Consider the following 20,348-nt stretch of genomic DNA (forward strand, 5'->3'; position numbering starts at 1 on the left):
TGAACGCGTGGAGCTACGCGAGATGCGCGCGTTCGTCGCGGTGGTCGAGGAAGGTGGTTTGTCCGCGGCGGCGCGGCGGCTGCATATCAGCCAGCCCGCGCTGTCGCAGACCATCGGCGGCCTGGAGCGCCAGCTCGGTCTGCAGTTGCTGGTGCGTAGTAATACCGGAGTGCAGGCCACCGACGCGGGTATGACCCTGTTGAACGAGGCTCGTGCGGTGCTCGCCCGCCACGACCAAGCGCTCGCGGCGGTGGCCTCGCACACTCCGGCCAAGGGCAGCGTGCTGCGGCTGGGCATTCCGCTGGAGCTGCCGCGCGATCTGCTGGGTGGACCGCTGGCCGAACTCGCCGCGGTCCATCCGCAGACCCGGGTCCAGGCGCGGCATCTGTCCACCGCGGCCCAGCTCACCGCGTTGGTGCAAGACGAACTCGATATCGGTTTGGTGCGTGAGCACCCGATCGGCAACGACCTCGATGCCGCACTGGTCGTCGAAGAACGTTTGGGCGTACTGCTGGCAGCCGACGCGGTCCCGGAAAATGGTGGGGCCGAGGGGATTCGACTGGAAACCCTGGCCGGCATGGACTGGGTCGGGTTTCCGCGCGCCGGAAGCCCCGCCTGGTACGACGAGGTTACCGCCATTCTTCGCAGCCACGGTCTGGACCTGGGGCCCGCCGCACCCGAGGATCAAGCGCTGATCCCGGAGGTGAAGCTCGCAACGGTGGCCTCCGGCAAGGCATTTGCCCTCGCCCCACCCGATTGGCCCGATCCGGTTCCGCCCACACTACGTCGACTCCCACTGATCGGTAATCCCATCGTTCGCCGCACCTGGGCCGCGTGGCCGGCCAACAGCCACCGCCGCGACCTCGCCCGGTTCGTCGCTGCCCTGGAGCGGCAGACCGACACGCCCGGTAGGGAAAGTCGGTGATGGGGTCACTGCTCCCGCAGTGTCAGGCGCGCAGCGAGGAGTTTGCCGAGCGCGGATGGTGGCTGGACGAGAAGCCGTCTGCCGGTTACGGCGGCCGGTCGGCAGCATGCGGTGGTTGACGACGAGGCCGACTCGACCCAATCGAGCGTTGCCATCAGATACGGGTCGAGGACTCTGTCAGCCTCGCCGAGTGTCGATACGCCGTACTGGATGTCGTCATCAGGTACAGGGGGCGGTTCCGTCGGACGGGAGAGTGAGCCACGGATCGGCTGTTCCAATGACGCCTGCGGAGGAACGTGTGGGGGATCGCTGGCCGTGGCCCCGTTCACATCCGGTGTCCGGTCCATCGAGGCTGCCGGTCGCCGATCCTGGCGGATCTGTCAGAAGTTGTCGCAGGTGGGTGCGCATTTCTCAGGTCACTCCGCGTGTTCGAGTGCGCCCGAACACGCGGCACGCAATCCCGGCAAATCCGCCGGGAATCTGTGCGCGAGAGGGGACTTGAACCCCTACGTCCGTTAGGACACTGGAACCTAAATCCAGCGCGTCTGCCTATTTCGCCACTCGCGCGTGCTTGGTACGGCCGTCCAAACTCTACCGGGATTGACGGCTGGAGCGAAGAGGTGGATGGGTGTTTCGTACTGGCGGGTAACCCCACCTGGCATTATAACGATTCTATCACAGTCAATATGAGGGACCCTCAACTTTCCTACAAGGGTGTAACCGGCTCAACCAGCGGGTTCAAACGTGAGGGAGGGTCATGTTTCTTCGGGTTCTTGTACGTGCGTACATGAAAACTCATCAGTAGCGGTCGGGGGCGAGGCAAACGTGAGGCTTTCCTCATGATTTTGTGCCATCCTCGGCAGAGTTGAACTGAGTCCTCAGGGCCGAGGAGTGCTGTGTGCACACCAGGTGCGGCCCCCACGAGGGGCAAGCACCGCGAGTAGGAAGTCGAACTCTTGACGATCAACGAGAGCACCGGGACCGGAGCCAGCGCCAGGATGGCCGGGGGAGTTCCGGATACGGGTATCAAGTCGTCGCTGGTGGACCGGCTGCTTGCTGGACAGGCGTATGCGCTCGCCTTCGGCGGCCAGGGGGCCCAGTGGCTGGGTGAACTCGAGGAGATCGGGCGCGACAGCGCGCTCGAACCCGAGCTGACCGACCTGGTGAACGAGGCCGCGACCAAGCTGGAGCCGGTTGCCTCCCAGTTGCTGGTGGTGCGGCCCATGGGCTTCGATCCGGTCGGGTGGATGCTGGAGGACGAGCTGGCCGATCCGGATGCCGGCGAGGACTCCGCGGCCCCGGCCCCGCAGGTACTGCGGAGTGCCGCCATTTCCATGCCGGGCGTCTTTCTGACCCAGGCCGCCGCCCTGCGCGCGCTGCGACTGCAGGGCTTGGATCCGGCCACGCACGCGCCGGTCGCGGTGATCGGCCACTCCCAGGGCCTGCTCGCCGCCCGGGCCGCGCAGACGCACGGCGCCCAGGACGCGGAGCTGCTGGCCCTGGCCCAGTTGATCGGTGCGGCGGCCACTTTGGTGGCCCGGCGCCGCGGACTTGTTCCGGTGGGCGAGAAGTCGCCGATGGTGGCGGTGTCCAACGTCGATCCCGAACAGCTCAAGGCGATCGTGGCCGAGCTGTCCCAGGGTGTGGATGTGGCTGCGGCCGCCGTGGTGTCGATCCGCAACGGCCGTCGCCGGGTGGTGCTGTCGGGCACCGTGGCGCAGCTGGACCGGGTGCGCCGGCGCTGCGCGGAGATCAACGCCGAGCAGACTCGCGACCGCGAGGCCAAGAAGCGCGGCGGTGCGGTGTTCGCGCCGGTGTTCGAGGACATCGAGGTCGAGATCGGCTTCCATCACCCCGCGCTGACCGAGACCGTGGATCTGGTCGCGGGATGGGCGAATCAGTGTGGTCTGGACGTCGAGCAGGCCTCGGAGCTGGCCCGCGCGATCCTGGTGGATCCGGTCGACTGGGTCTCGATCGTCGAGGGCGCGGTATCCGAAGGGGCGCAGTGGGTTCTGGACCTGGGCCCCGGTGATCTGCTGACCCGCCTCACCCAGGGTTCGTTGCGCGGCACGGGCGTCGGCATCGTCGCGGTGGCGACCCGGCCGGGGCAGCGTGCGCTGTTCACCCCCGGTGCGGCCCCCGAGGTCGCCCCGGCGTGGGCGTCGTTCGCGCCCAAGCCGATTCGGCTGCCGAACGGGCGGATCGTGGTGGAGACCGCGTTCACCCGGTTGACCGGTCGTTCGCCGATTCTGCTGGCGGGTATGACGCCGACGACGGTGGACGCGAAGATCGTCGCGGCGGCGGCGAACGCGGGCCACTGGGCCGAGCTGGCCGGCGGTGGTCAGGTGACCGAGCAGATCTTCGCCGATCGGGTGGCGGAGCTGAAGACGCTGCTGCATCCGGGTCGTCAGGTGCAGTTCAACTCGCTGTTCCTGGACCCGTACCTGTGGAAGCTGCAGCTGGGCGGTAAGCGCCTGGTCCAGAAGGCACGCGCGGCCGGCGCCCCGTTCGACGGCGTGATCGTCACCGCGGGCATTCCCGAGCTGGACGAGGCCGTGGCGCTGATCGAGGAGCTGACCGAGGTCGGCATCTCGCACGTGGCGTTCAAGCCGGGCACGGTGGCGCAGATCCGGGCGGTGCTGCGGATCGCGGACGCCGTGCCGGACTACCCGGTGATCATGCACATCGAGGGCGGGCGCGCGGGTGGTCACCACTCGTGGGAGGACCTCGACGATCTGCTGCTGGACACCTACGCCGAGCTGCGCAACCGGACGAACGTGATCGTCTGCGTCGGTGGCGGTATCGGCACCCCGGAGCGGGCGACGGAATACCTGACCGGCGAATGGTCGGCGGCGCACGGATACCCGTCGATGCCGCTGGACGGCGTGCTGGTCGGCACGGCCGCGATGGCGACCCTGGAGGCCACCACCGCCCCCGAGGTGAAGCAGCTGCTGGTGGACACCCCCGGACACCCGGAGTGGGTCGGCGCGGGCACTGCGGTCGGCGGAATGGCCTCGGGCCGTAGCCAGCTGGGCGCGGACATCCACGAGATCGACAACGCCGCCTCGCGCACCGGTCGTCTGCTGGACGACGTCGCGGGCGACGCCGACGCGGTCGCCGAGCGTCGCGCGGAGATCATCGAGGCGCTGAACCGCACCGCCAAGCCGTATTTCGGCGATATCGCCTCGATGACCTACCTCGAGTGGCTGGAGCGCTACGTCGAGCTGGCCGTCGGACTGGACCGCCGCAAGGACTTCGACTGCGGCACCGATCTGGGCGACGCCATCGCGGACGCCACCCGGTCGGTGTGGCTGGACATCACCTGGCGTGACCGGTTCGCGGAGATGGTGCGGCGCACCGAATCCCGCGTGCACCCGGCCGACCGGGGCGAGATCCCCACCCTTTTCGCCGGCGACGACGCGTTCGAGACTCCGGTGCAGGCGATCTGCGCGCTGAAGCAGCAGTACCCGGCCGTCGCCGAGGCCGTGCTGCATCCCGCGGATGTGCCGTTCTTCGTCGCGCTGTGCAAGACCCCGGGCAAGCCGGTGAACTTCGTGCCCGTGGTGGATCAGGACGTGCGCCGCTGGTGGCGTTCGGATTCCCTGTGGCAGGCGCACGATTCGCGCTACGGCGCCGATCAGGTGTGCATCATCCCGGGCACCGTCGCGGTCGCCGGGATCACCCGGGTCGACGAGCCGGTCGGTGAGCTGCTGGACCGTTTCGAGCAGGACACCGCGTACTCGCTGGTGCGTGGCGGGGTGACGCCGCTGGCCGTGGACGCCCGCCGTCGCGCCGAGATCACCGCGGGCGCCATCGATATCGTGCTGGCCGCGCCGGATGTGCAGTGGGCCGGGCGCAGCACCCTCAACCCGGTGCACCGCTTGGGCGATCCGGGCGAGTGGGCCGTGGACGGCAAGGGTGCGCACCACGCGACGACCGGCGCCACGCTGGTCGCCATCGACGGGCCGGACACCGATCACGCCTACGTCGAGCTGACCGTTCCGCTGACGGGCGCCAACGCGGTGCGCATCCGCATCACCGTGCCCGCCTCGGCGTACAACGGTGGCGCGCCGGTGATCTCCGAGGATGATGCCGAGGCCGCCATGTCGGCGCTGCTCGCCGTCGCCGCCGGGCAGAAACTGCCGGAGGTGAAATCCGGTGTCGCCCATGTGAACCTGGCGTGGAGCCCGGATATGATCGCGGACCACGCGGGCGTGACCGGTTCGGGCCTGCCCACGTCGTTGAGTACCATCGGCCGCACCGTGCCGGATGTGCTCGTCGGCGCCTGCTGGCCCGCGGTTTTCGCGGTGCTGGGCGCGACCCGCACCGAAAATGGCAAGCATGTCATTGAAGGCATGCTCGACTTGGTCCACCTGGATCACCGCATCGAGCTGACCGGCGAATTGCCGGACGAGCACGCGGTCCTGGCCGTCCGGGCCGAGTCCGGCGCGGTCGTCGACACAGATCTCGGCCGCGTGGTCGAGGTGCGAGTGTCCGTCGGTGTGATGCGCGATCACGGGCTCGACACTCCGGTCGTGGCGAATCTGGTGGAGCGCTTCGCGATTCGCGGACGCAACGGCGCGGGCGAGCTGTCCGATCCGCCGCGTGCGGGCGGGACCGTGTCCGAGCAGGCCACCGACACCCCCCGCCGTCGCCGCCGGGACGTGGCCCTGACCGCGCCCCGCGCGATGGCCGCGTTCGCCGAGGTATCGGGCGACCACAACCCCATCCACACCTCGGTCAACGCCGCGAAGCTGGCCGGTCTGGGCAGCCCGATCGTGCACGGTATGTGGCTGTCCGCCGCCGCGCAGCACGCGGTCTCGGCGCTGGATCCCGAATCCCCGCTGCCCCCACGCACTGTCGTCGCCTGGACCACCCGGTTCCTGGGCATGGTCCGCCCGGGCGCCCAGATCGACGTGCGGGTGGAGCGGGTCGCGGTCGACGCCGGTAGCGAGATCGTCGAGGTGTCGTGCCGTATCGAGGGCGATCTGGTGATGACCGGCACGGGCCGCCTGGCCGCGCCGAGGACCGTGTACGCCTTCCCCGGACAGGGCATTCAGGCCAAGGGGATGGGCCTGGACGCCCGTTCACGTTCGAAGGCCGCCAAGGAGGTCTGGGAGCGGGCGGACAAGCACACCCGTGAGGCGCTGGGCTTCTCCATTCTGGCCGTCGTCCGAGACAACCCGACCTTCCTCAAGGCTCGCGGTGTCGAGTACCGGCACCCGCAGGGTGTGCTGCACCTGACCCAGTTCACCCAGGTCGCCATGGCGGTCCTCGGTGTAGCGCAGGTCGAGGAGCTGCGTGAGGCGGGCGCCTTCGTCGAGGGCGCGATGCTGGCCGGACACTCGGTCGGCGAGTACAACGCCCTGGCCGCCGTCGCCGGTGTGCTGCCGCTCGAGGCGGTGCTCGAGGTCGTCTTCCAGCGTGGTTCGGCCATGCACGAGCTGGTGCCCCGGGATGCCAAGGGCCGCAGCGACTACCGGATGGCCGCGATCCGCCCCTCGCAGATCGGCCTGCCCGACGCCGAGGTCATCTCCTGGGTCGAGTCGGTGGGCGAGCGTGTCGGAGAATTCCTCGAGGTCGTCAACCTGAACCTCCGCGGCGCGCAGTACGCCATCGCGGGCACGGTCAAGGGTCTCGAGGAGCTCGAGGACGAGATCGAGCGTCGCCGTGCGGAATTCGGCGGTAAGCGCGCGTTCATCCTGGTGCCCGGCATCGACGTGCCGTTCCACTCCACCGTGCTGCGCAAGGGTGTCGCGGAGTTCCGCGGCAAGCTCGAGGAACTGCTGCCGACCGAGCTGCACCCGGAGGTGCTGACCGGCCGCTACATTCCGAACCTCGTGCCCAAGCCCTTCTCGCTGGAACGGGATTTCGTTCAGGAGATCGCCGATCTGGTTCCGTCCGAACCGCTTTCGGCGGTGCTGGCCGACTGGGACAGCTGGGCGGCGCGTCCGTCGGAGTTGTGCCGGGTGGTGCTGATCGAGCTGCTCGCATGGCAGTTCGCGTCCCCGGTCCGCTGGATCGAGACGCAGGATCTGCTGTTCACCGATGTCGAGCAGGGCGGTCTCGGAGTCGAGCGGTTCGTCGAGATCGGTCTGGCCGCGACGCCGACCGTGGCGAACCTGGCCTCGAACACGCTGAAGCTGCCGCAGTTCGCCTCGGCCAAGGTCGAGGTGCTGAACATCGAGCGCGAGTCCGGTGCGGTGTACTCCACCGACACCGATCCCGCCCCGGTGGACGAGCCCGAGGACGTGGTTGTCGAAACCGCCCCTGCCGCAGCGGCTCCCGCGGCTGCACCGGCCGCCGCCCCCACAGCCCCGGCGGGCGGCCCGCGTCCGGACGACATCGGCTTCACCGCCGCCGACGCCACCCGCGTGCTGATCGCGCTGTGGACCAAGCTGCGGATGGATCAGATCGGCCCGGTCGACACCATCGAGGGCCTGTGCGACGGTGTGTCCTCGCGCCGCAACCAGCTGCTGGTCGACCTCGGCTCGGAGCTGTCGCTGGGCGCGATCGACGGTGCCGCGGACGCGGATATGGGCGCCCTGTCGGCCACCGTGGAGCGGCTGGCCCGCACCTACAAGCCGTTCGGCTCGGTGCTGTCCGACTCGATCAGCGATCACCTGCGCAAGGTGTTCGGCCCGTCCGGCAAGCGTCCGGCCGCGATCGCCGAGCGCGTGAAGAAGGTCTGGCAGCTCGGCGACGGCTGGGCCCACCACGTCACCGCCGAGGTCTCCCTCGGCACCCGCGAGGGCGCCAGCGTGCGCGGCGGCGACCTGGGCGGACTGTCCTCGGGTGTGCTGGCCGACGGCGCCGCGGTGGATGCGGCGATCGACGCGGCCGTGCAGGCGGTCGCCGGACGTCGCGGGGTCGCCGTGTCGATTCCGTCGGCCGGTGGCGGCGGCGGTGCGACTGTCGACGCCGCGGCGCTGGGTGAGTTCACCGAGCAGATCACCGGCCCGGACGGCGTGCTGGCCACCGCGGCGAAGGTCGTATTGCAGCAGCTCGGCCTGTCCGAGAAGGTGTCCGCACCCGAGGCGGCCGACGACTCCCTGGTGGATCTTGTTGCCGCGGAGCTGGGTTCGGACTGGCCCCGGCTGGTCGCACCCGCCTTCGACGCCAAGAAGGCCGTGCTGATCGACGACCGGTGGGCCACCGCGCGTGAGGATCTGGCCCGGCTGTGGCTGGCCGACGACGCCGGATCCGGCGACGGCCCGGTCTTCGGATTCCTCGGTGGCGGCGAAGCCGTTGCCGCGCAGGCGGACTGGTGGCGTCAGCGCGCGATGAGCGAGGCCCGCTCGGTGCTGGCCGGAGTCTACGAGCGCATCGCCGAGGCCGCCCGCAGCACCGCGGAGACGGGCGAGTGGTCCTCGGACATCGCCGTGATCACCGGCGCCAGCAGGGGTTCCATCGCCTCGGCCGCCACCGCGCGGCTGCTCGGCGGCGGCGCGACGGTCATCGTGACCACCTCCCGCCTGGACGACGAGCGCCTGGGTTTCTACAAGAAGCTCTACCGCGAGAACGCCCGCAGTGGCGCGAATCTGTGGGTGGTGCCCGCGAACATGGCGTCCTACCAGGATGTGGACGCGTTGATCGACTGGGTCGGCACCGAACAGGTCGACAACGCCGGCGGTGCGAAGGTTCTGGTCAAGGAGGCGTTGACCCCGACGCTGCTGCTGCCGTTCGCCGCGCCCCGCGTGGCCGGTGACCTCGCCGACGCCGGCGCCCGCGCCGAAATGGAGATGCGGGTCCTGCTGTGGTCGGTCGAGCGGCTGATCGGCGGCCTGTCCGCCATCGGGGCCGACCATGACGTCGACGCGAAACTGCATGTGCTGCTACCGGGTTCGCCCAACCGCGGCATGTTCGGCGGCGACGGCGCGTACGGCGAGTCCAAGGCCGCGCTGGATGCCGTCGTGGCCAAGTGGCGCGCGGAGAAGTCCTGGGCGCAGCGGGTCACCCTGGTGCACGCGCTGATCGGCTGGGTCCGCGGTACCGGACTCATGGGCGGCAACGATCCTCTGGTCGAGGCCGTCGAGAAGGCCGGGGTGCACACCTGGTCCACCGAGGAGATGGCCGCGGAGCTGCTCAAGTGGTGCACCGGCCGGGCCCGCGTGGTCACCGCGCAGGGACCGCAGCAGATCGACCTGACCGGCGGACTGGCCGGCGCCAAGCTGGACCTGCCCGAACTGGCCAAGCAGGCGCGGGAGGCGGCCGAAGCCGCGGAGGACTCGGAAGGGGCTGACGGACGGACCATTTCGGCTCTGCCCGCCCCGCCGACCCTGAGCTCCAAACTGCCCACCCCCGAATGGGGTTCGGTCACCGCCGATCTCGCCGATATGGTCGTCATCGTCGGCGCGGGCGAGCTCGGACCCTACGGTTCGGCGCGCACCCGCTTCGAAATGGAAGTCTCCGAGGAACTCTCGGCCGCGGGCGTGCTGGAACTGGCCTGGACCACCGGCCTGATCGTCTGGGAGAACGAACCCAAGGCGGGCTGGTACGACGCCGAATCCGGTGACTACGTCGACGAATCCGAGATCGCCGAGCGGTACCACGACACCGTCGTCGAGCGCTGCGGCATCCGTCGCTACGGCGACGACGGCGCCATGGCCGACAACACCGCCCCGCTGCTGACCTCGGTGTTCCTGGACAAGGATCTGACCTTCGTGGTCAACGGCGAGGCCGAGGCGCGCGCCTTCTACTCCGCCAACCCGGAGCAGACGGTCATCACCCCGGTCGAGGGCACGGGCGACTGGCAGGTGATTCGCAAGGCGGGCACCGAGATTCGCGTGCCGCGCAAGGCGAAGCTGTCGCGCACGGTCGGCGGGCAGATCCCCACCGGCTGGGATCCCACCAAGTGGGGCATCTCCGCCGATATGGCCGCCTCGATCGACCGGGTCGCGCTGTGGAACATCGTGTGCACGGTGGACGCGTTCCTGTCCTCGGGCTTCAGCCCCGCCGAGCTGCTGAGCTGGGTGCACCCGTCGCTGGTAGCCAACACCCAGGGCACCGGCATGGGCGGTATGAGCTCGATGCGGTCGCTGTACATCGACAACCTGCTCGGTGAGCCGAGGGCGAACGACATCCTGCAGGAGGCCCTGCCGAACGTCGCGCTGGCCCACGTGGTGCAGTCGTACGTCGGCTCCTACGGCGGGATGATCCACCCGGTCGCCGCGTGTGCGACCGCGGCGGTGTCGGTCGAGGAGGGCATGGACAAGATCCGGCTCGGCAAGGCCGAACTGGTGGTCGCCGGTGGTTTCGACGATCTCGGCATCGAGGGCATCGTGGGCTTCGGTGACATGTCGGCCACCGCGGACTCGGCGGTCATGAGCGCCAAGGGCATCAACGATCGCTACTTCTCCCGTGCCAACGACCGGCGTCGCGGCGGATTCGTCGAATCCCAGGGCGGCGGAACGGTTCTGCTGGCCCGCGGTGATGTCGCGGCGGAGATGGGCCTGCCGGTGCTCGGTGTGGTCGCGTTCGCGCAGTCCTTCGCCGACGGTGTGCACACCTCCATCCCGGCCCCCGGCCTGGGTGCGCTCGGCGCGGGCCGCGGCGGCGCGGAATCGCGTCTGGCGCGGGAGCTGCGCAGGCTGGGCGTGACTCCGGACGAGGTCGCGGTGGTCTCCAAGCACGACACCTCCACCGGGGCCAACGATCCCAACGAGTCCGAACTGCACGAGCGGCTGGCGGGCGCGCTGGGGCGCTCGGAAGGCGCGCCACTGTTCGTGGTGTCGCAGAAGTCGCTGACCGGTCACGCCAAGGGCGGCGCGGCGGCCTTCCAGATGATCGGCCTGTGCCAGGTGCTCGAGCAGGGAGTCATCCCGCCGAACCGCAGCCTGGACTGTGTCGATGAGAAGATGGCCGAATACCCGCACCTGGTGTGGCCGCGCGAGCCGCTGCGCATGCGGGAGAAGTTCGCGCTGAAGGCCGGTCTGGTGACCTCGCTGGGCTTCGGTCACGTGTCCGGGCTGCTGGCGATCGTGCACCCGCAGGCGTTCGTCGCCGCGCTCGACCCCGAGCGTCGCGAGGACTACCAGCGTCGTGCGCAACAGCGTCAGCTGGACGGACGCCAGCGGTTCGTCGAGGCCATGTGCGGCGGCGCCCCGCTGTACGAGCGGCCCGCCGACCGTCGCCTCGGCGGCGACGGCACGCCCGCCGCGAAGTCCCGTCAGCTCGAGGCCGACGTGCTGCTGTCCAACGAGGCCCGCTTGGGCGCCGATGGGCTGTACCTGGCCCAGGGTGCTTGCAGCACGGGCGAACTCGCCGAGTAGGCGCGCACAGTGCGGCGCCGCCCCATCCCTGGGGCGGCGCCGCCTGTGTATCTCATCAGGCGGACGGACCGCCGGGTTCGCGGCCGGTGCGGGTACGCTGCGGACACATCACCCCTGAACTACGACGAGGAGCTCGTTCGCCTTGACGATCCTGGGTATCGGCCTGGATTTGGTCACCATCTCCGAATTCGCCGAACAGCTCGAACGTGCTGGAACCACCATGCTGCGCGAGAGTTTCACCGCCGGTGAGCGGCGCTACTGTCAGAGCAAGGGCACCGACCCTGCCCGAAGCTTCGCCGCGCGCTGGGCCGCCAAGGAGGCCGTGCTCAAGGCGTGGGCCACCTCCCGCTTCGCGCGGAGCCCGCAGATCGGTGACAACCCGTATCCCCTCATCGAGGTGGTCAACGACGCTTGGGGCCGCCCCAGCATCAAACTTCACGGTCTGGCCGCCGAATTCCTGCCCCGGGCCCGAGTTCACCTGTCCCTGACCCACGATGGTGACACCGCCGCCGCCATGGTCGTGCTCGAAGATCCGGGCGAACTGGCCGACCTCCTCGAGCACTGAGCGGTCTCGAGTTCCTGGCGCGCGCCTGGGTCCGCCTTTTCCTGACTCACGGTGGCGCCACCGTCGCTGTCTACTCGCTGGCCATCGGCGGTAGCGCGGCGATGAACGGCGAGCGGTGTCGGCACCCCGGCGTTCTCCGCCCGGAATTCGATGGCGCGGTCGCGGACTCCGGCCGAAGGCGTTCCGGCACGACGAAGTTCGCGAGGCGACGACGTCAGTCCGTGCTCGTTTCCACTCCCGCATCTGCGGTCTCGGCCCGGGCCGCGGTGGTGATCTGCTGCATGCGTGGGGTGTTGTAGCCGCTGCGCACCGACCAGGCGAACAGGATCAGGCCGCCGGCGATCACGACCAGGGTGTCCCACGGGAACGCGATGGCCGGATGCTTCGCCGGACCGAACGCGCCGTAGTACGAGATCGGCAGAACCGCGAGCAGCAGTACCGGCAGCCAGGAACTGCGCAGGACGTCGTGGCGGAACTCGCCTCCCACGGTCAGCCAGGTGGCGATCCAGAGGAAGACCACGTCCGCGCACATCGCCACGAAATAGACCACGAATCCCCATGATCCGTCCGCTGGCGGCGTCAGCCGGGCCACCCAGCCGCCCATCACCTGGATGTAGATCCAGGCCACCAGGTAGATCGCGCCGGCGATATCGGATGCCACCGTCGCGGCCCGGTTCGGGAACCAGCCGTGCGCGCGGGCGTAGTACCAGCCGAAGATCGGCATCCCGAGGAAGGAGCCGGCGATGAGGTCGATCAGGGTCTCGTAGCCGCCCCAGTACATCGCCAGGATGCTGGCCAGATAACCCAGCGGTGCGAGCAGCCACAGCCACGGCAGCCGGAACGGCCGGTGCAGATCGGGAGCGTAGCGGCGGAAGACCGGCAGGCTGACCCCGCCCATCATGAACGTCAGCGCGGTGGCGCTGGTGATGATGCCGACCATCTTGTACCAGCTCGGCGCCGGATACATGAACAGGATGCCGACCACGACCGAGATCACCACCGACCGCCACGGGATCGCGAACCGGTTGGTGGATTGAAATGCCTTGGGCAGGAACCGATGGACGGACAGGCCGTAGACGATGCGGGTGGTCACCCCGGTGTAGACCCAGCCGGTACCCGCGGGAGAGATGCCCGCGTCCACCAACAGCACCCACGCCCAGGCGCCCAGCCAGCCGATCCCCGCGGCACGCAAGGCGTCCACCATCGGTCCGTTCGCCCAGGAGCTGTTTGCCAGGCCGGTCCAGTCGCCGACATGCACGCCCGCGGCGTGCCAGTTGATCGCGCCCAGGAAGCCGATCTGCAGCAGAATATAAACGCACATGCAGATCAGCACCGACCCGATCACCGCCAGCGGGACGTGCTTCTGCGGATTCTTGGCCTCACCAGCGAAGTCGATCGCCTGCCGGAAACCCAAGTAGGCGAACATGATTCCGGTCGAGGAGATGGCGTAGAAGATCGAGGAACTGCCCTCGGGCATGAATCCGCCATAGGCGTGATAATTCGTGCCGTCCACGATCGTGAACAGGAATATCGCGGTCAGCGTGGGGACGATCAGCTTCCACCAGGTGACCCACCGGTTCACTTCGGCCAACAGCCGCACCCCGAAATAATTCACCAGGAAGAACAGCACCATCAGCGCGATCGCGAACAGCACACCGTTCGGCCAGGCCAGAATGTTCTTACCGTGCGAGGAATGCATCAGCCCGATATCGGTCTGGCTGCCCACATACGTGACGACGGCCTCGGCCTCGATCGCGGGCACCGTCACCGACGCGATGAAATAGATCCACCCCATCATCCACCCGGCGAATCGCCCGTGCGTGAGCTCCGGATACCGGACCAGCCCGCCGCTGCGCGGCAGCATCGCACCCAACTCGGCATAGTTCACCGCGATGAACAGCACCAACACCCCGCCGACCACCCAGGAGACGATCGCCGCGGGCCCCGCGACCGCCGCCGCCCCCAGCGAGGCGAACAACCACCCCGACCCGATGATCGACCCGATACAGATGAACAGCAGATGGGTGAACCCCACAGATTTCCGAAGCTGACGATCGGACTCTTCGAATTCCGCGATCGACGAAGGCTCGTGCACGGCCATGTTCGCACCTCACAGTGACGAGGTCTGCGCCGTAGAAGCTCCGAGCCCCAAGTCCGGCACCCTACGGAACACCCGGCGCCTGGTTCACACAGCATACGGCCCACCAATTGGCGTGCCACGGCTCTCGAGGCATTGTGACCCGATTGCCGCATTACGATCCGGACCCTGTGGGAGATCACCCATTTCGATCTCCAGTACCAGCATGCACGACTGGATCGAGATGCGCGAAGGTCCTCCGATGAGTGGGCTGCCTACGCAGGATGAGCGCGCCGAAGTGCTTGGTCCGGGAGTGTTAGTAGGCCAGGTCGTCCCAGGGAATCTTGATCGGGAACGGGTGGATCGTTTCGATGTGGTCGTGAGCTTCGGGTGTCCACTCGTCGATCTGGACGTAGATCGCGTGATCGGGGCGCAACGGTGTCATTCCGGGGGGCAGGACAACCTCGATCGATCGGGCGAAGGCCCGCACGACCTCGACGCGACGCGGGTTGACCCCGAGAGCCACCTCCCAGTACCAAGGGATGCCGCTGGCCGCGTAGCGTGGGCCAGCACCTCACCGGCGAGCACCACGTCCTCGGCATGGATTGGGCCGAATTCGTCGCTGGGACAACGAAATACAGTGAAGTCGGGTGTTATGAAACTGGATCGATCTCGAGCAAGGAAAACATTGATCTGAAATCCGACATCCAAATGCGGGTTCGAGGAGCCCCTCGCGGTGCGTCGGATAACGGTCTGGAGGGCATTCGTCATATGGAGGCTGTACGCCTGATGTTCGGGCAGACTCTGCCGCGCGACGACATCGTCGGCCACCCATACTGGGCAACCATCCTGCAACTCGATGTACCGTGCGGTTTCTTCGGGTAGTGCATCCAGCTCTTCCCAAGTCATGGTCGCCGGAAGTGCCGGTGAGGGGACATATGGGATCAGCATGACCACAGGCTAACCAGCCGCACCGACAACTTCCGCGTGTCAGCCTTCGGCTTCGCGCTGCCCGCCGGTGCGGGATTCCTTCTCCGCGACCAGCAGGTAGGCGACCATGAGGCGCTTGAGTTCGGAGACGGCGTCCTCGTGACGCAATCCGTCCTGGACGGAGAAGTTGAGCATGGAGTAGACGACGTGGACCAGGACCTGGGCCATCATGGAGCGGCGGCCGCGGGGGGTGCGGGGCATGAGGGGGCGCAGCATTTGCTGGGCTACCTCGGCGAATTCCTTTTCGTGGATGGCGCCGGTGGCTCGGGTGGAGGGGGTGGACTGCATGGCGAGCCAGACCTCGCGGCGGGAGGGGTCGGTCATCCACAGGTCGGCCATGTGGTCGACGAAGCTGTTCATGTGGCGCAGCCAGTCCATGGACGGGACCTCGCCGTGGAAGTCGGACAGTTCCCTGGTCACCGCTACCAGGTCCTGACGGTTCAGCTCGCAGACGATCACATACTTGTTCGCGAAGAACTGGTACAGGGTGCCGATCGGCACCTCGGCGCGGGCGGCGACCTCCTCGCAGGTGAACGACTCGAACCCGACCTCTACCAACAGTTCCCGTGACGCTTGGAGCAGTGCGTCGAACTTGCGCTTGCTGCGTTCCTGAGTGGGTCGGCGGCGGGGCATCAGCTCTTGCGGATCGTCCTGCAATTCCAACGCCGGGTCGACACGTCTGGTCGACTGTGTTGCCGCGCGCGCTTCCACCACGTCTATCAGGCTAGCCGTAGCGACACGCTGATGACACGCGCCACCACCCATCCGGGCCGGATTCGGTGACGAACACCTACCGAGTACGCGCACCTTCGCTGCTCCTCAGTGCTCTGTGCGGACCATGTCCTTCTGTGTTGTCCCTCGCAGAGCCCCTTCTCGCACGGCCCTGATATCAGCACCCCTTTCGAAAGGCGTGATCCGTGGTAGCTCGATCTGTGGTGACGTTCGGTGTATCCACCGAGCGCGGCACCGTCCACGCGGTGGCTCTATCCGACGACGAGGCCAGGCTGCCCGACAGGCTAGTGGCCCAGCGCACCTTCCACATCGGCGACGGCAAGGCCGACCTGGCACGGGCGATCGAGGCGGCGCTGGAGGCTCTCATCGACGAGATCGGCCCGGACCGAAAGATCGCCGGCGTGGCGGTCACCTACCGCGATCCCGCCGAACGGCGCGCGGTCGTCACCGGTCTGGCCAAGGGGCCGTGGAGCACGGCCTCGATGGTGTCGGCCAAATCGGCCCATCTGGCGATGGCCCGGGCGATGCCGTGGACCATGGAGTTCGGGCATCTGCTGGTGTGCGAGGTGGTGCCGGGCCATCAGTGCTTCTCGATGATCTCGCCCGAGCGCGACCGGGTGGTGGCGGCGATCGCCGCGACGGGTTCGGTCGCCGGAGAAGCGACGATGGGGTCCGCGGTCGCCGCGGCCTGGGACCAGTTCGACGCGGCGGATGTGCGGCCCGAGGCGGTGGTCCTGATCGGTTCCGCCGCAAGCGAACTGGGGGTCGCCGCGGCGCTCACCCGCGGGTTCTCCGTGCCTCTCGTCCCGAGCCGGGTGGCCGCGGTCGCGGCGGCGGTCGGTGCGGCACTGGTCGTGCAGCCGGAGCAGGCCGATATCTTCGCCGTCGAGCGGTCCCGGGTGTCCCGGGGTGCGGCAGCGCTGGTCACGGCGGCGACCGTGCTGGCGGGCGGGCTGGTCGCGGGCGGGGTCTACGAGGCAACGACGAGTTCGCGTTCGACCACCGCGCCGGTACTGGCCGACCCGGGCGCGGCGGTGAACTCGCACGAGGTGAATCCGTCGGACCCCCGCCCGCAGACGGCGCCCGAACCGGAGAAGGGCTTGTCGGTGCGGCCCCGGACGGCGCCGGTCAGGCATTCGGGGACCGGGCCGGAGTTGGTATCGCTCGACCAGGTCGGTATGCCCTGGGGGCCGGGATCGGGTCCGCACATGGTGTTGCAGCCGGATTCCGGTGCATCGCAGTCGAAACCGTCGGTGTCGTCCCCGATGCCGCCCAGCGGTTCGGCTCAGGCGATAATTCCCGGCCAGAGCACCCCAGGTGCGAAGACCCCCGGTTCGACCAAGTCCAAATCGACAGCCCCGGTGGGCAATCCTGACCGGCGACTGCTGTTTCCGGGTGAGACTCCGCCGCCTCAGGTCTCCTCCCCGGAGTTCGGACGCTGGTGGCAGAACCATGTGCTCATGGTGATGGAGTGGGCCACCGTGATGACGCCTCGCGTCTGAGACGCGGCATATCCGAGCCGTACGGCCCGGCCCTCATCCAGGGCCGGGCCGTACCGCTACTCAGACCGACAGATCGCGTACTCAGACCGACAGATCGCGCCGGAGCTTGGCGACGTGGCCGGTGGCGCGCACGTTGTACTGGGCCAGGGCGATCTTGCCCTGCTCGTCGACCAGGAAGGTGCTGCGGATGACGCCCTGGATCTTCTTGCCGTACATGGTCTTCTCGCCGTAGGCGCCCCAGGCGATGAGCACTTCGCGCTCCGGATCGGACAGCAGCGGGAAGGTGAGCGCCTCGTTGTCGCGGAACTTGGCGAGCTTCGCGGGCTTGTCCGGGGAGATGCCGATCACGTCGATTCCGGCGCCGTCGAGCTCCGATAGGTTGTCGCGGAAGTCGCACGCCTCCTTCGTGCAGCCGGGGGTGCTGGCGGCGGGGTAGAAGTAGACGATCACCTTGCGGCCGCGATAGTCGGCCAGCGACACCGGCTTGCCGTCGGCGTCGGGCAGCGTGAAGTCGGGCGCGGCGTCGCCCGGACTGAGTCGAGGGTTCTCGGTCATGCCCTGAACGGTAACGGACGCCTCTGACAGACCTCCGACAGACTGACGAGCTATAGACTCGGCGCCAGCGATTCATGCCCAACGGACAATTTCAGGAGATAACGTGGCGAAGGATACCGAGAGCATCGAGCGAGAGATCGAAGCCGCGCGCAACCGCCTGGCCAGCACACTCGACGAACTCGCGGTCCGGGCCGACCCGCAGCGGATCGCGAACAACACCAAGAACGCGATCCTGACCAAGCTCAACGAGCCCAAGATCAAGTACAGCCTGATCGGCGCGGGTGCGCTGGTCGTCGGCCTGACCTTGATCAAGGTATTCCGGCGCTGAGCCGAATACCGCTGGGCAGAACCGGCATTGAGAGCAAAACACCCGGTGTGGCGTTACGCCGCACCGGGTGTCGTCGTCTTCTGGCCGGATTAATGCGTTGGGCAGCCCATTCCGGTACCGTCGGGGTCCAGCCACGGACCGTAGCCCGGCTGGCCACGGAATATGGGTGCCTTGTGGGCCCTACGAACTTCGTCGCAGTTCTTGTATACGGGACCGCCCACGGAACCGGTCTGGGTCAGACTCGACGAACCGGTCGCACCGACCAGATCGTCGATGCCCGATGATCCGGTGCCGGCCGAGCCCGACGGGATGTTGGGGCTGGCGGCGGATGCGGTGGGCGCGATCGGGGCGGCGATGGCCAATCCCACGCCCACGGTCACGATGAGCCTTCGAACGTTCATGTATTCCTCGATGGTTGCTGCGGTGGACAGAGCGGACCCACGCCGACGTTCCCCGTGGTGTCCGGCGCTGGAACTGCCGAGTCTACTGTTCTGATGGGGAAGCTTATTGTCAACCGCAGCATCACGACCTGCGCTATTCTCCCAGCCGTTTCCCAGCCAGGTTCGTGGCGGGGACCGTGCCCATCCGGCCGGCGTTGAAATCCTCGATGGCCGTGATGATCTCGTCGCGCGTGTTCATCACGAAGGGGCCGTACTGCATGACCGGTTCGCGAATCGGTACGCCGCCCAACAGGAGTACCTCCATCGCGCCGGTAGTGGTGTCCTGCCGATCGTCCGCGGTCACGGTGATCGCCTCGCCTGGACCGAAGATCGCCAGCTGCCCCTCGCCGGTGGGCCGCCGTTCGACGCCGGTGGAACCATTGCCGGACAGGACGTAAGCCATCGCCGAATACGATTGCGGCCACGGCGTTTCCACTCGTCCGCCGGGGCTGATCGAGGCGTGCGCGTAGACGATCGGGGTGTAGGTCGAGCCCGGGCCCTCGAACCCGCCGAGCGATCCGGCGATGATCCGCACCAGCGCGCTGCCGTCGTGCGAGCTGACCAGTGTCAACTCGTCGGCGCGCAGGTCCTGGTAGCGCGGCGGGATCATCTTCTGCTCGCGGGGCAGGTTCACCCACAGCTGGATGCCGTGGAACTCCCCGCCAGAGATCACCAGGTCCTCGGCGGGCAACTCGTCGTGCAGGATGCCGGAACCGGCTGTCATCCACTGGGTGTCGCCGGGACCGATGATGCCGCCGCCGCCGTTGGAGTCGTGGTGCACCATCGTGCCGTCCAGCATGTAGGTGACCGTCTCGAAGCCGCGGTGCGGATGCCAGGGCGCACCCTTGGCCTCGTACGGCTCGTAGGCGACCGGGCCCATCTGGTCCAGCAGGATGAACGGATCGGTGGAGCGCGTCTCGGCGCTCGGGAACGGGCGGCGCACCTCGAAGCCCGCGCCCTCGCGCTGGCGGTGGGCCGTGCCGACCGAGCGCACCGCGCGTTGGCGCGTCGAATCGGCCGGGCGCGGCAGACGGGGCAGGATCAGAATGTTGTCAACCGTGATGGCGGGCATCGCTACCTCCTGAGTACAGTGCACACCTTTGGTGTCCATGTCAACCAATAGCTGGCTAGGATCATTCCCATGGTGCGATGGCTCGACGACGATGAACAGACCACGTGGCAGGCGTATATCCAGCTGCGACAGCGGCTGGACGCGGCGATCACGGCAGGTCTGGCGGACGACGGCGTCTCCCTGCCCGATTACGAGGTCCTGGTGGCCCTGTCGGCCGCGCCGCAGGGCGCTCTGCGCGCCCGGGATCTGGGCGCGCAGGTCTGCTGGGACAAGAGCCGCCTGTCCAAACATCTGGCCAGGATGGCCACGCGCGGACTGGTCGAGCGCACCCCCGCCGCCGACGACGCGCGCGGAGTGCTCGTGACGCTGACCGGGCAGGGGCGCACGGTGCTGGAGCGGGCCGCGCCCAACCATGTCGAGCTTGTGCGGCGGCTGTTCATCGACGAGATGACCGACGAGGAGGGCAAGGCCCTGCGCTCGCTGGCCGACCGGGTGGCCGCCGCCGAGCAGGAGGGCGTCGATCTGTGTTGAGAGCTATTCCCCGGTCCAGGGTTTGACCGGCGGCTTCACCCACAGGATCTTCTCGTCCGGATGATCGCGCTGTGCCGCGGGATGATCGGGGTTTCGTGCCGCCCAGGAGTCCTTCTCGTCGAGCAACTGCGCTGCCACGGACCATGTTTCGTCGGTACTGGGTGGATTGGTGTCGGCGGCGCGGGCCAGCTTGCGGCGGGTCGGGGCGGGCAGCGCGAGCAGTTCGGCGCCGGTGATGCCGCGTTGCCAGATGTACGCTGCCAACCGGCGCGCCTTCTCGGCGCGGCCCTTGGCGGCGAAATCCGAATGCGCGTAGTCGGCCATCCGTTGCGACTCTACGGGGATGGAGAGCCGACGGAG

Annotated in this window: 14 protein-coding genes and 1 tRNA gene; 7 read left to right on the forward strand and 8 right to left on the reverse strand. The window is 68.2% G+C overall.

All coding sequences use genetic code 11. From position 1 onward, the window contains the following. Nucleotides 1-7 precede the first annotated feature (7 nt). Nucleotides 8-925, forward strand: coding sequence for a LysR family transcriptional regulator (locus tag JZ791_RS09105; protein WP_308162856.1), 918 nt, complete (start codon nt 8-10; stop codon nt 923-925). Between the two features lie 483 nt (nt 926-1,408). Here the strand turns inward: JZ791_RS09105 and JZ791_RS09110 are convergent. After that, nucleotides 1,409-1,492 (reverse strand) — tRNA-Leu (locus JZ791_RS09110). A 389-nt stretch (nt 1,493-1,881) separates the two neighbouring features. Between JZ791_RS09110 and JZ791_RS09115 the strand changes: the two genes are divergently transcribed. Beyond that, entirely contained in the window at nt 1,882-11,196 is a 9,315-nt protein-coding gene (locus JZ791_RS09115) for a fatty acid synthase subunit beta domain-containing protein (RefSeq protein ID WP_438804494.1), read from the forward strand. A gap of 142 nt (nt 11,197-11,338) precedes the next feature. Beyond that, nucleotides 11,339-11,761: a holo-ACP synthase AcpS gene (gene acpS, locus JZ791_RS09120; protein ID WP_216893766.1), complete on the forward strand. Its 423-nt coding sequence runs from the start codon at nt 11,339-11,341 to the stop codon at nt 11,759-11,761. A gap of 214 nt (nt 11,762-11,975) precedes the next feature. On the opposite strand, the gene JZ791_RS09125 is transcribed toward acpS, so the two are convergent. Both JZ791_RS09125 and JZ791_RS09130 read right to left on the reverse strand, forming a co-directional pair. Beyond that, nucleotides 11,976-13,862: an APC family permease gene (locus JZ791_RS09125; protein ID WP_216893767.1), complete on the reverse strand. Its 1,887-nt coding sequence runs from the start codon at nt 13,860-13,862 to the stop codon at nt 11,976-11,978. Nucleotides 13,863-14,154: 292 nt separating this feature from the next. Then, nucleotides 14,155-14,364 (reverse strand): hypothetical protein, encoded by a 210-nt coding sequence (locus tag JZ791_RS09130; protein ID WP_216893768.1) that lies wholly within the window; start codon nt 14,362-14,364, stop codon nt 14,155-14,157. Nucleotides 14,365-14,399: 35 nt separating this feature from the next. On the opposite strand from JZ791_RS09130, the gene JZ791_RS09135 reads away from it, so the two are divergent. Continuing rightward, nucleotides 14,400-14,723, forward strand: coding sequence for a hypothetical protein (locus JZ791_RS09135; protein ID WP_216893769.1), 324 nt, complete (start codon nt 14,400-14,402; stop codon nt 14,721-14,723). Nucleotides 14,724-14,828: 105 nt separating this feature from the next. On the opposite strand, the gene JZ791_RS09140 is transcribed toward JZ791_RS09135, so the two are convergent. After that, nucleotides 14,829-15,461, reverse strand: a complete 633-nt coding sequence (locus tag JZ791_RS09140; protein WP_254205434.1) for a TetR/AcrR family transcriptional regulator — start codon at nt 15,459-15,461, stop codon at nt 14,829-14,831. 284 nt (nt 15,462-15,745) lie between these two features. Between JZ791_RS09140 and JZ791_RS09145 the strand changes: the two genes are divergently transcribed. Then, nucleotides 15,746-17,062 carry a DUF7159 family protein gene (locus JZ791_RS09145; RefSeq protein WP_216893770.1) on the forward strand — a complete coding sequence of 439 codons (1,317 nt, stop codon included), beginning with the start codon at nt 15,746-15,748 and terminating at the stop codon, nt 17,060-17,062. Between the two features lie 81 nt (nt 17,063-17,143). Here JZ791_RS09145 and bcp read toward each other — a convergent pair whose 3' ends face one another. Then, nucleotides 17,144-17,617: a thioredoxin-dependent thiol peroxidase gene (gene bcp / locus JZ791_RS09150; RefSeq protein WP_216893771.1), complete on the reverse strand. Its 474-nt coding sequence runs from the start codon at nt 17,615-17,617 to the stop codon at nt 17,144-17,146. Nucleotides 17,618-17,720: 103 nt separating this feature from the next. Here bcp and JZ791_RS09155 point away from each other — a divergent pair, with 103 nt between their 5' ends. After that, nucleotides 17,721-17,945, forward strand: coding sequence for a DUF3618 domain-containing protein (locus tag JZ791_RS09155; protein WP_216893772.1), 225 nt, complete (start codon nt 17,721-17,723; stop codon nt 17,943-17,945). 89 nt (nt 17,946-18,034) lie between these two features. On the opposite strand, the gene JZ791_RS09160 is transcribed toward JZ791_RS09155, so the two are convergent. Both JZ791_RS09160 and JZ791_RS09165 read right to left on the reverse strand, forming a co-directional pair. After that, a complete protein-coding gene (locus JZ791_RS09160) occupies nt 18,035-18,346 on the reverse strand; it encodes an excalibur calcium-binding domain-containing protein (RefSeq protein WP_216893773.1) in 312 nt (103 codons plus the stop codon). Between the two features lie 133 nt (nt 18,347-18,479). Continuing rightward, the gene (locus JZ791_RS09165) at nt 18,480-19,457 is read right to left on the reverse strand and encodes a pirin family protein (protein WP_216893774.1); all 978 of its coding nucleotides are present in this window, start codon (nt 19,455-19,457) and stop codon (nt 18,480-18,482) included. Between the two features lie 69 nt (nt 19,458-19,526). Between JZ791_RS09165 and JZ791_RS09170 the strand changes: the two genes are divergently transcribed. Further along, entirely contained in the window at nt 19,527-19,988 is a 462-nt protein-coding gene (locus JZ791_RS09170) for a MarR family winged helix-turn-helix transcriptional regulator (protein WP_216893775.1), read from the forward strand. A 3-nt stretch (nt 19,989-19,991) separates the two neighbouring features. On the opposite strand, the gene JZ791_RS09175 is transcribed toward JZ791_RS09170, so the two are convergent. Next, on the reverse strand, nt 19,992-20,312 hold the full coding sequence (locus JZ791_RS09175; RefSeq protein ID WP_216893776.1) for a hypothetical protein: 321 nt from the start codon (nt 20,310-20,312) through the stop codon (nt 19,992-19,994). Between the last annotated feature and the right edge of the window lie 36 nt (nt 20,313-20,348).

Source organism: Nocardia alni (genome assembly GCF_019038435.1).
In the GTDB taxonomy this organism is placed as follows: domain Bacteria; phylum Actinomycetota; class Actinomycetes; order Mycobacteriales; family Mycobacteriaceae; genus Nocardia; species Nocardia alni.

What these genes read in the sequence shown, in the direction of transcription:
- JZ791_RS09125 (WP_216893767.1), bottom strand. Translation starts at nt 13,862, where the DNA reads ATGGCCGTGCACGAGCCTTCGTCGATCGCGGAATTCGAAGAGTCCGAT.
- JZ791_RS09140 (WP_254205434.1), bottom strand. Translation starts at nt 15,461, where the DNA reads ATGCCCCGCCGCCGACCCACTCAGGAACGCAGCAAGCGCAAGTTCGAC.
- bcp (WP_216893771.1), bottom strand. Translation starts at nt 17,617, where the DNA reads ATGACCGAGAACCCTCGACTCAGTCCGGGCGACGCCGCGCCCGACTTC.
- JZ791_RS09160 (WP_216893773.1), bottom strand. Translation starts at nt 18,346, where the DNA reads ATGAACGTTCGAAGGCTCATCGTGACCGTGGGCGTGGGATTGGCCATC.
- JZ791_RS09165 (WP_216893774.1), bottom strand. Translation starts at nt 19,457, where the DNA reads ATGCCCGCCATCACGGTTGACAACATTCTGATCCTGCCCCGTCTGCCG.
- JZ791_RS09170 (WP_216893775.1), top strand. Translation starts at nt 19,527, where the DNA reads ATGGTGCGATGGCTCGACGACGATGAACAGACCACGTGGCAGGCGTAT.
- JZ791_RS09175 (WP_216893776.1), bottom strand. Translation starts at nt 20,312, where the DNA reads ATGGCCGACTACGCGCATTCGGATTTCGCCGCCAAGGGCCGCGCCGAG.